We start from the raw sequence: 12,033 nt of genomic DNA, 5'->3' as shown, positions 1-12,033 counted from the left end.
CCCATGCGCGTCGTCACCCCCGTGCTGCTGGCCCTGCTGCTGGCCTCGGCGGCGCTGGCGGTCACCGTGTCGGTGCCCCAGGCACCCACCGGCCGCCCCACCGGGAGCCCCGCTGCCGCCTCTTCCCCGGATGCTGCACCAGCGTCGCCACCAGCCTCGCCGACGGAGTCGGCCCCGCCACAGCCGGCCCCGCGGGCCTATCCCCGGCTGCCGGCCGACCCCGCCGCCATCGCCTCCCAGCTGGCCGCCGCGGAGGCTGCCCTGCGGTCCGCCGACACTCCGACCGGGCTCCTGGGTGAGCTGGGGCATCGCCAGCAGGTCACCTATCGCCGGCTCGCCGCCGATCCGGCCCTGGCCGCCCGGGTGCGGAGCTTCCTGCCCGTCCGCTGGCAGGGGGTGATGGACCGCCATGTGGCCGCCCGTCGGGAGTTTCTGGCCATGCACCGGGGGGGGCGGCGTCCGGCCGTCGTGCCCGCCTGGCGGATCATCCCCCCGGAGCCTGCCGCCGACCTGCTGCGGTACTACCGGGAGGCCTCCGCCGCCACTGGGAATCCCTGGGAGGTTCTGGCTGCCATCAACCTGGTCGAAACGGGCATGGGCCGCATCGATGGCGTCTCCGTCGCCGATGCGCGGGGCCCGATGCAGTTCCTCCCCACCACCTGGGCCGAGCCCGGCATCGGCAAGGGAGACATCCGCGATCCCGAGGACGCAATCCATGCGGCGGCCCGCTACCTGGTGCGGCGCGGAGGCCTGCGGGACATTCGCCGGGGGCTGTGGGGCTACAACAACAGCCGGCATTACGTCAGGGCCGTGCTGCTCTACGCCGAGCTGCTGCGCATGGATCCGGCGGCCTTCACGGGCCTGTACCACTGGGAGATCCATTACGCCTCCTCAGCCGGCGACCTCTGGCTGCCGGTGGGCTACAGCCAGAGCCGCCCCCTGGCGGTTGCCACCTACCTGGAGCGCTTTCCCGCCTCGGCCCCTCCGTGACGCTGAGACGCCTGCCAGCATGGAACCCCGTCGGGCTCCGGGTGGCCCAGCTGCCGATGACCCAGCTGCAAGCGATCAACATCGCCAAGGTGACCACCATCGTGGCCCTGCTGGTGCCTGCGCTGGTGCTGGGGCTGGAGTCGGAACGGGTCGCGATCTACCTCGCCCTCCACATCAGCTACTGCCTCTGGTGGCTGCTTGAGGAGGTGCTGTTCCCCTGGCGCACCACCCAGCTCTTCACCGAGGTGGTGGGCCCGCCACAGGCCGTCGCCGTGGTGCTCTATGTCGGGGTGTTCTACGCCCTGCCCGGCTGGCTGGCCATGGCCAATCCTGTACCGATCGGCCCGGTGACGATCGCCCTGGGGCTCAGCCTCTACATCTTCGGATCGCTGTTGAACACGGCGGCCGATGTGCAGAAGGGCACCGCCAAGGTCCTGGGGGCCACCCTGGTGGCGGACGGGGCCTGGCGCCGCGTCCGCCATGTCAACTACCTCGGCGACCTGCTCCGCTACAGCAGCTTCGCGGTGATCGCCGGCTCGCCGTGGGCCTGGCTGCTCCCCGCCTCCGTGCTGGCGCTCTACCTGCCCCGCATGATCGGCAAGGAAGCTTCGATGGCGGAGCGCTATCCCGATTTCGAGGCCTATCGCCAGAGCAGCTGGTGGCTGCTGCCGGGGCTCATCTAGCGCAGCTGATCAGGGGGGCCGATCAAGGGGGGCAGGACACGGAGCGCTGAACCTCAGCCCAGCCCCCTGCCCAGCAGGACGTCCCTGGCGGCGTTCACGGCCTGCATGGTGGCGTGGCGCCCGCCGCGGTCCGGGTGATGCTCGGCGGCGGCTTTCTTCCAGGCCAGATTGACATCGGTTTCCCGCAGCCGGCCCGCCAGGGCCAGGCCGAGACGGGCCCTGGCCTCGATGGCTTCCAGGCTGGGGCTGCGGCCCAGGGGCCCGTGGTCGGCGGCGGAGAGACCCGTACCTTTCTTGCGGCGGCCCTTGCTGCCCGAGGCCTTGCCCTGGCCGCGGGAGGGCGATCCGGAGAAGCCCTTGCCGCGGCGGGGCGCCTCAGCGCTGTCCGCGGGGTCACTCTGGGGCTGATCCGGCCGCAGGGAGACCAGGGTCAGACGTGGGTCGAGCAGGGTGCGAGCCATGGGTTCAGGTGCCAGCCCGACCGTTGTGTTGCGTGAGGTGGTGGGGACTCAGGCCGCGACGTCGAGGACGGGGGCCGGATCGATGCTCAGGTCGGTGAGCAGGTCGCTGACCAGCTGGTCCGCGGCGGGCTCGTCAGCCATCGCGGCCATCTCCGGAGCCACCATCGCTGCGGGGGCCTGGTTGTGGCCGCCGGCCATCGCCGGTGCGAGAAAGGCCATGGCCAGACCCACCATCAGGGCGAACAGAAAGGTAAGGGCTCGCATGAACGATGGAGAGAAGCTCCATAGTCCTAACACCGCTCCGCCCCTGACGCTGCCGGGAGGAGAAGATGGCCCCATGGAGCGCAGTGAATCTTCCCCCGCCTCGGCCATCGCCTACGCGGGATTCCGGGTCCGCACGGCGGCCTCGCTGATCGATTCGGTGCTGATGCTGATCATCACGGCCCCCCTGCCGCTCCTTCTCTATGCCGTGCCTGACGAGACGGCGGTGCTGGTCGTCAGCACGGTGGTGTCGGCCCTGGTGGTGATCCTGTTCTGGCGCTGGAAGCAGGGCACGCCCGGCAAGCTGATGCTGCGGTTGAGAATCGTCGATGCCGGAACCGGCGGCGAACCTGGCCTTCGCAAGTGGTGCCTGCGCTACATCGGCTATCTCATTTCCACGCTGCCCCTGCTCCTGGGCTTCTTCTGGGCGGCCTGGGATCCCCGTCGCCAGGGCTGGCACGACAAGCTTGCCGGCACGGTGGTGATCCGTGTCCCCCGCCGGACCGACCCGCCCCCCAAACGCGCGACGGGGGGCGCGACCGGGGCCGGGAACGCTGGGGCTGGACCCCCCTGACCCCCATCCCCTGCGGCCATGACAGCTCCCTCCCGCGATCCCCTGGATGAGGCCATCGCCGCCCGCCGGGCCCAGGACCCCCTGGTGGGGGCCCGCCTGGGTGCCGAGGAGATCAGCCGCCGGCTTCTCAAGGCCATGGCGTCCGAGCGGGGTGTGCATGTCGAATCGCTCCTGGCGGTCTGCGGTGCCCTGGCGGGCCAGGCCTGCCAGGCCGGCGTGCGGGCCCGCTCCCGGGCGGCGGGCCGGGCGGAGCTCTCGGGGCTGCACGTGGTCGGCACCGGGGACGGGGGCTCCTGCCTGGTGGGGGAAGGGCTGGTCCAGGCCCTCTTCCATGAGCCGTACTCCACCTGGGGTCTGGCCGCCGGCGCCGCCCAGCAGGCCGGCTGCACGGCCCTGCCGGACCCGACGGCCCTGTGGCGCCATGGCCTCGAGCACCTCGGCCAGGGGGACTTCGGCGTGCCCCAGGTGCCCGAGGCCCATCAGCCGTCGCCGGAATCCCTGCAGTCGCTGCCGAGCCTCTGGCCGGCCCTGCTGCCGCTGGCCCGGCGGTTCTGCCCCGAGCCGGTGGAGTGGCCGATCCTGTTCGGCCTGGTGGCCCAGAAGGCCATCACCATGGGGCGGGAGGCGATCGATCCCTGCCTGGCCCTGCGCATCGTGATGGACACCGCCATCGCCAGCGCCATGGCGGTCCTGCCCCAGAGCCAGGAGCCGGCCACCGGTTCCTGACCGTCCCGGTCACCACGGGCATTCGCGTCCCGCCATCCCCGTCTTGGCAGCGGCGGCCGGGGGCGTTACCAAGGCCTGCACGGTCCCTTGCAGCAGGCGGATGGATTCCCGCTTCCGACGGTTTCTGACGGCGCTGGTCCTGCCCTGGCTGCTGCCCCTGTCCCTGGGTCCCCGTCCCCTTCTGGCGATGGGGGAGCCGCCGCCCCGGCCGACGGAGATACCCCTGGAGGTGCCGGTGGGCGACCTGGGCCAGAACGACCGTCTGCCGGAACCGTTGCGGTCCCGCTACCGGCCAGCCCCGGTGGGGGTGTTTCCCGTGCACCAGGCCGGGGCCCTGGGCTATCCCCTCGCTCTCCAGCCCACCGAGCAGGCTCCGTTCGGCTGGCGGCTGGCCGACGCGCGCAACGCCTGGCGCCTGCACACCGGCCTCGATCTCGTCGCCCCGGAGGGAACGCCGGTGTTCGCCGTGCTGCCCGGCACCGTGCGGCTGGTGGATGAGGTGGGTGGCTACGGCCTGCTGGTGGTCATCGACCACGGCCTCGGCTGGCAGAGCCTGTACGCCCATCTGCTGGATGTATCGGTTCTGCCCGGCGAGAGCCTGGTGGCGGGGCAGCCCATCGGCCGGGTGGGCAGCAGCGGCTCGGCCACCACGGCCCATCTGCACTTCGAGTGGCGCCAGCTGCGCCAGGGGCGACTGGTGGCGGTGGACCCCTCCCCGCTGCTGCAGCCGATCGGCACGGGTCCTTCCGTGGCGGGCCGGGCGCCCTTGCCGCCGTTGCCCTGAGCCGGGGTTCCGTCGGGGCTCGCCGTCAGGGCCGGTCCGGATCCAGCGGCAGGCCCTTCAGGGCCAGGGCCAGGCGCCGCGCTGCCAGCAGCAGGGGGTACAGCCGGCGGCTGCGGGTCGGCGCATCGAACAGCGGAACCAGCAGCTGCAGCAGGGGATCACTGGGCCGCATCAGGGTGCACAGCTGCCGCACCGCCTCCGCCCCGTGCCAGGCCCGCTCGCCCTGGAGCAGGACCGCCCCCTGCGCCAGCGGCAGGCCCCGCGCCAGGAGGGCGCCGCGCAGAGCCGCGTCGGCCCGCCCGTCGACGATCTGCAGGTGGGGAATCCCGCCACGCAGTTCGCTGCTCAGGGCGAAATGACGGCAGAAGGGGCAGCCTCCGTCGTAGACGAGCCGCAGAATCTGCGGTGCGTTGAGCCCCGCGGGCTGCGGGGCTGGATCGGGGGTTGGGGATGGGGGGGCGCCCATCGCTGCAGGGGACATCAAGGGCGGTGGGCTGCGGCTTCTGGAGCGTGATCACAGGATCCGATTCTGCCGCCGGCGGCCGGAGACCGCGACAGGGCATGGCATCGGCATCGATGGATCGATTTCACCAAGTCCTGACAGGTGGCTGGTTTCTGTGATCCTCGGCACCGTTCGATTTCGGAGAACGGTTAGATCCTCTGCCAATGGATGACTGGAAAGATGCTCACACCCACCACCCGTCTGAGGCTTCAGGAGATCATCGGCAGGATTGCCGATTCCCGCCCGGTCAGTCTCCATGAACGCATCTATGTTCAGAAGTTCGCTGATCGCGATGCCAGTGTCTGGAGCTGGCTGCGGCGGGCTCAGCGCACCCAGCAACGGGGTGAGCCCGAATCGGAACTCGACCGCCTCACGGGCTCGCTGGACCTGGGCGACCCCTGTGACAGCGAAGGATTCGACCCCGGCCGGGACGATCTGGGTGACTGGTTCAGCGGAGCTCCGAATTGGCTCAGGCGCAGTTGAGTCATCCTTAAGCGGTACAAACACTCATGCCGGATTGTTCGTCGCATCGGCAACGGACATGGCCGGGGGAGCGTGTGTTGATGCCATGGTCAGGTCTCAGTCTGGTCGGAGGACACCATGGACGTCTTACTTTGTAGCTACCGCAACTGTTCGGAACGCATGCGGATCATCCGCTGCTGTGGTCCCGAGGATTTCTTCCTCGAGCGGGTTGTCTTTCCCTTTGAGGTGCTCACCTTCCATTGTCCGCCCGCCACGGACGTGGAGATCTGGGCACGGGATTCGATGGGCGTCGTCCTCACCGAACAGCTGCCCGCCGATGCCCTGGCGATGCAGCAAAGTGGGGTGTCGCCCCGTCCGGAATGGCTGCCCCAGGTTCCCAACCGAGCGGTGGGGGTGAGAGGCAACGCCAGCTCGGTCTGCCTTCTCCCCCACTGACGCCTGCCCCGGACGTCGGCATCGTCTGCAGCGCCAGCTACCGCGACCACCTCACCGGACCCTGGCACCCGGAATGCCCCGCCCGGGTCGATGCCGTAATCCAGGGCCTGGAGCGGGCCGGTCTGCTGGCCCGCTGCCGGATCCTCCCGCCCCGCCCAGCCACGGATGCGGAACTGCTGCGCTGTCACACGCCGGGGTATCTGCAGCAGGTCCGGGAGGATATCCAGGCCGGCCGAGAGCAGCTGTCCACCGGCGATACCGCCATCAGCCCCCACTCGGAGCGAACGGCGCGGCTGGCGGCGGGGGGGGTGCTGGCGGCGGTGGAAGCCGTCATGGACCAGCGGGTGCAGCGGGCCTATGCGGTGGTCAGGCCCCCGGGTCACCACGCCAGTCCGGCCCGGGGCATGGGCTTCTGCCTCTACAACAACGTGGCCGTCGCCGCCCGCCACCTGCAGGCGGCGCATGGTCTCAACAGGATCCTGGTCGTCGACTGGGATGTGCACCATGGCAACGGCACCCAGGACATCTTCTGGAGCGATCCCTCGGTGCTGTTCTTCGGCAGCCACCAGGCGCCGCTTTACCCGGGGACGGGCTCCCGCCGGGAACAGGGCGAGGGGCCCGGGTCCGGCTACACCCGCAACTGTCCCCTGCCGGCGGGGACGTCCGGGCCCGAGCTGGTGGCCGCCTGGCGGGAGGAGCTGCTGCCGCTGGCCGAGGCCTTCGCCCCGGATTTCGTGCTGATCTCGGCGGGTTTCGATTCCAGGGCCGGCGATCCCCTCGGGGATTTACGCCTCCAGGACAGGGATTTCGCGGCCCTGACCCGGTTGATGCTCAGCATCGCGGCGGACCATGCCCAGGGCCGTCTGGTGTCCGCCCTGGAGGGCGGCTACGACCTCGAGGGCCTGGCATCCGCCAGCGCCGCCCACGTGGCCTGCCTGCTGGGGGACATCGGGCCGCGCTGAGTTCGCCACCAGAACCAGGCCTCGCGGTTGATCAGCAGGCCGATCAGCACCATCGCCAGCATCAGCACGATCTGGTCGGCCCGGGCGTCCGGCACCAGGATGTCGGCGGCCAGGTGGGGGAGGTTGGTGAGGGTGTAAGCAACGCTCATCCAGAAATGGGCACAGCGCCAGTGGCGCCAGCGCCGAGGCTGGCCCGGATCACTGGCGGCGTAGGCGATCAGCACGACCGCGGCCAGCGGCACCAGGACATAAGCCAGCATGGCCCCGAACAACAGCGGCAGCTGGGCGGCCGCCACATGGCCATGGATCTCCGGCGAGATCCCGTGGAACAGGGGCATCAGGCCCAGCTCCACATGGAACAGCATCGCCAGCAGCCAGGCGGTCCAGAGGCTGCGCAGCCGCAGGGCGTGGTCGACGGCACTGGCCATGGGAATGGTCCAAGGCTCCCTGAGTCTGGGACTCTCCACCCACGACGCGTGCGGAATGGGCCGGTTCGTGATGGCTCGGTTCGTTGCCGGGCTCCGTAAATTGTGGGGACGGTGAATGGGTTCTTTCCCCCCAGGCCGATCGTGATGACCTCCCCGACCTCCTCCCTGCCCAAGACCGCGGTGGCCACCGGCCCCGCCGGGAGGGCCATGGCCCAGCCCATGGAGGCAGGGCTGCTCGAGGGTCTGCAGGACCACCTGGGCCTGGAGCGCAAGGCCAGCGCCGCCTACTGGGCCATGGCCCTCTGGTTCGCCGAGCGGGAACTGCGCGGTTTCGCCGCCCACCTGATGGCCGAGTCCCGCGGCGAGCAGCAGCATGCCGGCCTGCTGGCCGACTACCTGATCGCCCGCGGCCAGACGGTGGACCTCGGTGAACTGCCCGCCCCCTGCCAGCAGTGGAGCGACGCCGAGTCGGCCCTGGCGGACGCCTTCCGCCTGGAGGCCGATGTCACCACCTCTCTGCAACTCCTCTATTCCCTGGCGGAGCGCGCCGGCGACGTGCGCACCACCGTCTTCCTCGACCCGATGATCCAGGGCCAGATCGCCGCTGAGAACGGCGCGGCCCACCTGCTCGGCCGGGTGCGCTTCGGGCGCCAGGAGGCCGCCGCCATGCTGCTGATCGATGGGGAACTAGCGGCGGCCCAGGCGGCCGCGGCTGCCCCGGTCTGAGCCCGGCCAACGGCCTCCCTCCCCGGGGGACTCAGGCGGCCAGGGGCCGGCTGGTGAGCTCCATCAGGAAGGCGGCCCCGAGGGGATCGCGCAGGGGCAGGCGCATCAGCGCCCGGGCCTGGCGCTGGAGTTCCAGGCGGCGCTGCTCCAGCCGATGGGTTTCACGACCAAGCCGCCGGCGGAGTTGTTCGTCGCGGCAGGTGGCCCCCTGACCCTTCAGCCGCTGCCAGCTCTGGCGCACCGCGGCCATGTCCCGGCAGAGACTGCCGATCAGGCTGTCGCCGTTGCGGATCAGGACGGTCATGCCGGTTCAGGCCGCCAGGGGAGCGCCGTCCACCAGGGCCGGTGCCAGGCGCAGACCGGTCTCGCCGCTGGGGGCCTCGAGCAGGTCGGCGGCCCGGATGCGGGAGATCAGCCGGGTGGTGGTGACGCGGGTGGTGCCGATCAGCTCGCCGATGCGCTCATGGGTGAGGCGGAAGGGGAGATCGCACCAGGGGCCGCAGCGGCGCCCCAGCCGGCGCACCAGCAGGGAGAGCAGGGCATGGAGCCGCTGCTCGGCGCTGCCGAGGTGGCGGATGCGCAGCAGCTGCAGGGTCCACTCGTTGACCGGATCGAAGCCATGGCCTTCGAGGGGCTCGGCATCGCTGCGGAAGCAGAGGGGGGTGAGGGCCTCGACGCAGACGCCCTCGCTGCAGAGGCGGTCGGTGCGGAGTTGGTCGCCGGACTGGAGGAAGGCCAGGGTCATGCCCTCGGTCTCCTCACAGGGGCAGTAGACGCGGGCGATGCCGTCGAGGACCTCAAGGCAGGAACCGCCGGGACGGGGGGTGGGGTCAAGCAGAACCGTCTGGCCGGCGGGCATGCGCACGGCACTGGCGGGGTCGTCGGGGAGGAAGCGGTAACGCATCGGGCGAAGGGAGAGGCCTTATTGCGAACGGCTGTCAACCTAGAGGACCCACCGTCACTTTTGCAAGCGATTCTCAATAGCAGCTGGTGATTGCGAAGCAGGGCGGGTTCCAGGCGCCCGGCCCGATCGCCCAGCGGTCCCTAGCGTCGGGAGCTGCTTACAGAGGCGCTGCCGTGGTCCCCGATGCCCCGTGGCTGCTCGACCGCGAACGGCGCTGCCGACGCGACGGCAGTGGCCTGACCACCGCGGATCTGCTCGGCTGCTGGCGGCTCGAGCGGATCTGGAACAAGGGGAGCCGGCAGCCCGCCTCGGCGGCCGCCGTCCTGCTGCGGGGGCTGGCGGCCCGGTTGCGGCTGTCCGCGGCTGGGGCGGGTTCGAAGGATGGGGAGCTGCGGCTGGCCAACAGCGTGCGGATCGGTGCCCTGGAGCTGCGCTTCGAGGGTGCGGGACGTCTGGAGGGCCGCCGCCCGCTGCTGGTGTTCAGCTTCGAGCGCCTGCTGCTGCTCCTGGGCGGGCGGGTGCTGATCGAGCGGGCCCTGCCCCAGCCCGATCCGCTGCGCCGACCCTTCTTCGCCCTGATCGCCGCCGAACGGCCGCTCTGGCTGGCAGCCCGCGGCCGTGGCGGCGGGCTCGCCCTGTGGCTGCTCGAAGAGACGGACGGAGACCATGGGGCTGAGGTGACGGCACAGTGACGCCATGGCTGGCGTCCAGGCTGGGCCGGCAACAGCCCGGCCGGACGGGCTCGAGGGTCCCCGGCTTCTCGCCCCGGAGGCGATCCTGAGGCGGCTGGCCGCGGTGCCGTCCGAGGCCCCGGTGGCGCGGGAGCTGAGCGCCGGCCATCCGGCCCGGACGGTGGCGTCAGGGGGCGGCCGGCGGACCGGGCTCCTGGATCCGCTCCAGGTTGGAGCCGAGGTCGGATTCGAGAAACTCCTTCACCACGTGGCCCATGCCGCTCAACCCCGCCAGGGCCGACTGCAGGGCCGGCAGGTTGATGGCCACCTCCTCGTTGGGGTAGGCCCGCAGGAATCCCACCGCCGACAGCGTTCCCGAGCCGTCCTCGATCCCCAGGATCGTGGCCGAACGCAGGGCCACCATGCCCACCGGCGGCGCCTTGAGGGGATACAGGATGCCGGACAGCCGCTCCAGGGCGCTCTCGCCGAAGCGGGTGCTCAACAGCCTGGTGGTCTGCACCAGCGGCAGCGTCACGCGGTGGTTCAGCAGCTTGCCGACCTCGGCGGGGTCCCTGCCGCCCAGCCGCAGGGCATCCCCCAGCAGGCCCACGGCCTCACCTGTCCGGGCCAGCCGTTCCAGGTCGGCGACGGGGATCGAGCGGCGAAACGCCCCACTGACGAAGACCACCTGCTCGGCCGCCCTGGCCTCCGGCCCGGCCAGGATCAGCAGGGTGGCCAGCCCGGCGCTGCCCCAGACGCGGATCACTGGGGGGAGGGAAGACAGGGGGAGCATTGATCGGGTGGCCGGATCCAGGGGCGCCGAATCAAGTGTGGGTCAGACGGCGGTCGCCGACGCCTCAGGGGTTCCAACTCGCCAGCCGGTCGGTCACGTCGATCAGGGAGAGGCTCCCATCCCCCCAGCCACCCGGGGGCAGCAGGGCCGAGGCTCCGGGTCCGGGGGCGACGGCGGGACCGGCGGTGAAGGCCCCGTTCACCCAGGCCAGCAGCAGTCCCCGCAGGGGGCCGCCGCCCAGGTCGTAGGGGGAGCCAAGGTTGAAATGATCGCCGCCCCCCGCCAGGACGAGACGGTGTCCGGCGTTCCCCAGGCGGGTGACCCGGGCCATCGGGGCGATGGCTTCCGGTCCGGGGGGCACCACCCAGTCGCGGCTGCCGCTCACCACCAGCACCCGGCCCTGGAAGGCCGGGACGGCGCCGGCGTCGAACAGCAGGGACATCGGCGGACTCACCGCCACGGCGGCCTTCACCCGCGGGTCGGTGAGGGCCGCCTGGTCGGTCCCTCCCAGGAAGCTGCACTGCAGCACCCAGCTCAAATTCCGTTGGGGGTCCTGGAGATCGTTGCAGCGTTTCTGCAGCTGCTGGGCGGTGGGGCGGGCGCCCGCCAGCTGCAGGGCCGTGGTGGCGCCCCAGGAGTGGCCCAGCACCACGACCGCATCGGTGTCCAGTCCGCTCGGCAGCCCCTTGGTCCCGGCGGCCGCCGCATCGATCAGGGCGGAGATGTCGAGGGGGCGCAGGCGCAGCTCCGCCGGACCGGGGGGTGGCACCTTGCCGGAGAGCATGGCCTGCTGCTGGGTGCGGTCACTGCCGGGGTGGCGGGGCAGCAGCACTGTGTAGCCGTGGCTGGCCAGATGGCGTCCCCAGCCTTCGAAGCTCTCGGGCCCATCCCAGAGGCCATGGGAGATGGCCACCAGCCGGCCGGAGGCCTGCTGCGTCGGGCGGATGACCACCACCTCCAGGGGCTGGGGTCGGTAGGCCACCGGCAGGGTCAGGGTGTCGCGCCGCACCGGCAGGGGGCCCGGATCCCGCAGGGAGGGGGCCGCGGTCTCTGGCGGCGCTCCCTCCAGCAGACGGTTGGCCGACAGCAGCTGGGCGTTCATCCGCTGCAGCAGGAACAGGCCCTTGCCCACATCCACGCTGGCGGTCCGGCCTGGCACGGCCTGGAGCACCCCCAGCATCGTCAGGTGTCCTCGGCCGGCGGCCCGGTCCAGCACCTTCAGCACCGTGTCGCTGGAGATGTCGGCCGGCAGACCGTCGACCCCCCCGAGGGAGGAGAGCAGCAGCAGGGCCTGCTGGGCCAGGGGGGAGGGGACCACCTGGCGGGCCACATCCAGGGCCTGCAGGGGCAGGGGGGCGTTGAACAGATCCACCAGGGAGCGGCCGATGCCGCCCCGGGTGGCCTGGTCGAGCTCGGCCAGGTCGCTGTTGCCGGCGAGCAGGGCCCGGGGATCGCTCAGTTCCGCCAACCGGATCGAGAACGTGGTCTCGACCAGGGGCAGCTTCAGCTCGATGGTCTCCAGGGCCCTGGCCGGCGACGCCCCGGCCAGGGTGGCGGCCAGCGCCAGGCCCAACCCGGCCAGGGACGGAGATGTCCGCATCAGGAGAGCAACGCCACCGTCGGGGGGGCATCCTGGCAGAAACGAACGGC

At 71.5% G+C, this 12,033-nt stretch carries 18 protein-coding genes; 10 read left to right on the top strand and 8 right to left on the bottom strand.

Annotation, left to right across the window (positions count from 1 at the left end):
• Window positions 1-3 precede the first annotated feature (3 nt).
• Both KBZ08_RS11775 and KBZ08_RS11770 read left to right on the top strand, forming a co-directional pair.
• A complete protein-coding gene (locus KBZ08_RS11775; RefSeq protein ID WP_254973140.1) occupies window positions 4-990 on the top strand; it encodes a lytic transglycosylase domain-containing protein in 987 nt (328 codons plus the stop codon).
• Between the two features lie 56 nt (window positions 991-1,046).
• On the top strand, window positions 1,047-1,673 hold the full coding sequence (locus KBZ08_RS11770; protein WP_254973137.1) for an isoprenylcysteine carboxylmethyltransferase family protein: 627 nt from the start codon (window positions 1,047-1,049) through the stop codon (window positions 1,671-1,673).
• A 53-nt stretch (window positions 1,674-1,726) separates the two neighbouring features.
• Here the strand turns inward: KBZ08_RS11770 and KBZ08_RS11765 are convergent, their stop codons facing one another.
• Both KBZ08_RS11765 and KBZ08_RS11760 read right to left on the bottom strand, forming a co-directional pair.
• Window positions 1,727-2,134 (bottom strand): molecular chaperone DnaJ, encoded by a 408-nt coding sequence (locus KBZ08_RS11765; RefSeq protein ID WP_254973135.1) that lies wholly within the window; start codon window positions 2,132-2,134, stop codon window positions 1,727-1,729.
• A 48-nt stretch (window positions 2,135-2,182) separates the two neighbouring features.
• Window positions 2,183-2,398 (bottom strand): hypothetical protein, encoded by a 216-nt coding sequence (locus tag KBZ08_RS11760; protein WP_106222869.1) that lies wholly within the window; start codon window positions 2,396-2,398, stop codon window positions 2,183-2,185.
• Window positions 2,399-2,471: 73 nt separating this feature from the next.
• Between KBZ08_RS11760 and KBZ08_RS11755 the strand changes: the two genes are divergently transcribed.
• The 3 genes from KBZ08_RS11755 to KBZ08_RS11745 all read left to right on the top strand — a co-directional run bounded on the left by KBZ08_RS11755 (window position 2,472) and on the right by KBZ08_RS11745 (window position 4,479).
• A complete protein-coding gene (locus KBZ08_RS11755; protein WP_254973133.1) occupies window positions 2,472-2,969 on the top strand; it encodes an RDD family protein in 498 nt (165 codons plus the stop codon).
• 18 nt (window positions 2,970-2,987) lie between these two features.
• Window positions 2,988-3,695, top strand: a complete 708-nt coding sequence (locus tag KBZ08_RS11750; RefSeq protein WP_254973132.1) for a hypothetical protein — start codon at window positions 2,988-2,990, stop codon at window positions 3,693-3,695.
• Window positions 3,696-3,795: 100 nt separating this feature from the next.
• The gene (locus KBZ08_RS11745) at window positions 3,796-4,479 is read left to right on the top strand and encodes a M23 family metallopeptidase (protein WP_254973130.1); all 684 of its coding nucleotides are present in this window, start codon (window positions 3,796-3,798) and stop codon (window positions 4,477-4,479) included.
• 25 nt (window positions 4,480-4,504) lie between these two features.
• On the opposite strand, the gene KBZ08_RS11740 is transcribed toward KBZ08_RS11745, so the two are convergent.
• On the bottom strand, window positions 4,505-4,945 hold the full coding sequence (locus KBZ08_RS11740; RefSeq protein WP_106222895.1) for a DCC1-like thiol-disulfide oxidoreductase family protein: 441 nt from the start codon (window positions 4,943-4,945) through the stop codon (window positions 4,505-4,507).
• A gap of 216 nt (window positions 4,946-5,161) precedes the next feature.
• Between KBZ08_RS11740 and KBZ08_RS11735 the strand changes: the two genes are divergently transcribed.
• The 3 genes from KBZ08_RS11735 (at window position 5,162) to KBZ08_RS11725 (ending at window position 6,861) form a co-directional block, all read left to right on the top strand.
• On the top strand, window positions 5,162-5,464 hold the full coding sequence (locus KBZ08_RS11735) for a hypothetical protein (RefSeq protein ID WP_106222873.1): 303 nt from the start codon (window positions 5,162-5,164) through the stop codon (window positions 5,462-5,464).
• Between the two features lie 159 nt (window positions 5,465-5,623).
• On the top strand, window positions 5,624-5,899 hold the full coding sequence (locus tag KBZ08_RS11730; protein WP_219904512.1) for a DUF1830 domain-containing protein: 276 nt from the start codon (window positions 5,624-5,626) through the stop codon (window positions 5,897-5,899).
• A complete protein-coding gene (locus KBZ08_RS11725; protein ID WP_254973128.1) occupies window positions 5,824-6,861 on the top strand; it encodes a histone deacetylase in 1,038 nt (345 codons plus the stop codon). The genes KBZ08_RS11730 and KBZ08_RS11725 overlap by 76 nt, the downstream gene beginning before the upstream one ends.
• On the opposite strand, the gene KBZ08_RS11720 is transcribed toward KBZ08_RS11725, so the two are convergent.
• Window positions 6,786-7,289, bottom strand: a complete 504-nt coding sequence (locus KBZ08_RS11720) for a hypothetical protein (protein ID WP_254973126.1) — start codon at window positions 7,287-7,289, stop codon at window positions 6,786-6,788. The genes KBZ08_RS11725 and KBZ08_RS11720 overlap by 76 nt on opposite strands.
• Window positions 7,290-7,433: 144 nt before the next feature.
• Here KBZ08_RS11720 and KBZ08_RS11715 point away from each other — a divergent pair, with 144 nt between their 5' ends.
• Window positions 7,434-8,015, top strand: a complete 582-nt coding sequence (locus KBZ08_RS11715) for a ferritin (protein ID WP_254973124.1) — start codon at window positions 7,434-7,436, stop codon at window positions 8,013-8,015.
• A 31-nt stretch (window positions 8,016-8,046) separates the two neighbouring features.
• Here KBZ08_RS11715 and KBZ08_RS11710 read toward each other — a convergent pair whose 3' ends face one another.
• Both KBZ08_RS11710 and KBZ08_RS11705 read right to left on the bottom strand, forming a co-directional pair.
• Window positions 8,047-8,319, bottom strand: coding sequence for a hypothetical protein (locus KBZ08_RS11710; protein ID WP_106222877.1), 273 nt, complete (start codon window positions 8,317-8,319; stop codon window positions 8,047-8,049).
• A 6-nt stretch (window positions 8,320-8,325) separates the two neighbouring features.
• Complete coding sequence (locus tag KBZ08_RS11705; RefSeq protein WP_159819071.1) at window positions 8,326-8,919, bottom strand: Crp/Fnr family transcriptional regulator; 594 nt, start codon at window positions 8,917-8,919, stop codon at window positions 8,326-8,328.
• 173 nt (window positions 8,920-9,092) lie between these two features.
• Between KBZ08_RS11705 and KBZ08_RS11700 the strand changes: the two genes are divergently transcribed.
• Window positions 9,093-9,611 (top strand): hypothetical protein, encoded by a 519-nt coding sequence (locus KBZ08_RS11700; RefSeq protein ID WP_254973122.1) that lies wholly within the window; start codon window positions 9,093-9,095, stop codon window positions 9,609-9,611.
• Between the two features lie 166 nt (window positions 9,612-9,777).
• Here the strand turns inward: KBZ08_RS11700 and KBZ08_RS11695 are convergent, their stop codons facing one another.
• Both KBZ08_RS11695 and KBZ08_RS11690 read right to left on the bottom strand, forming a co-directional pair.
• Window positions 9,778-10,356 carry an alpha/beta hydrolase gene (locus KBZ08_RS11695; RefSeq protein WP_254973120.1) on the bottom strand — a complete coding sequence of 193 codons (579 nt, stop codon included), beginning with the start codon at window positions 10,354-10,356 and terminating at the stop codon, window positions 9,778-9,780.
• A gap of 91 nt (window positions 10,357-10,447) precedes the next feature.
• Window positions 10,448-11,983: an alpha/beta fold hydrolase gene (locus tag KBZ08_RS11690; protein WP_219904427.1), complete on the bottom strand. Its 1,536-nt coding sequence runs from the start codon at window positions 11,981-11,983 to the stop codon at window positions 10,448-10,450.
• Window positions 11,984-12,033 lie beyond the last annotated feature (50 nt).

The organism is Cyanobium sp. Candia 9D4 (assembly GCF_024346155.1).
Classification (GTDB): domain Bacteria; phylum Cyanobacteriota; class Cyanobacteriia; order PCC-6307; family Cyanobiaceae; genus Cyanobium; species Cyanobium minutissimum.
Note: the sequence above shows the minus strand (reverse complement) of the source record. Positions and strands in the feature narration are given on the sequence as shown.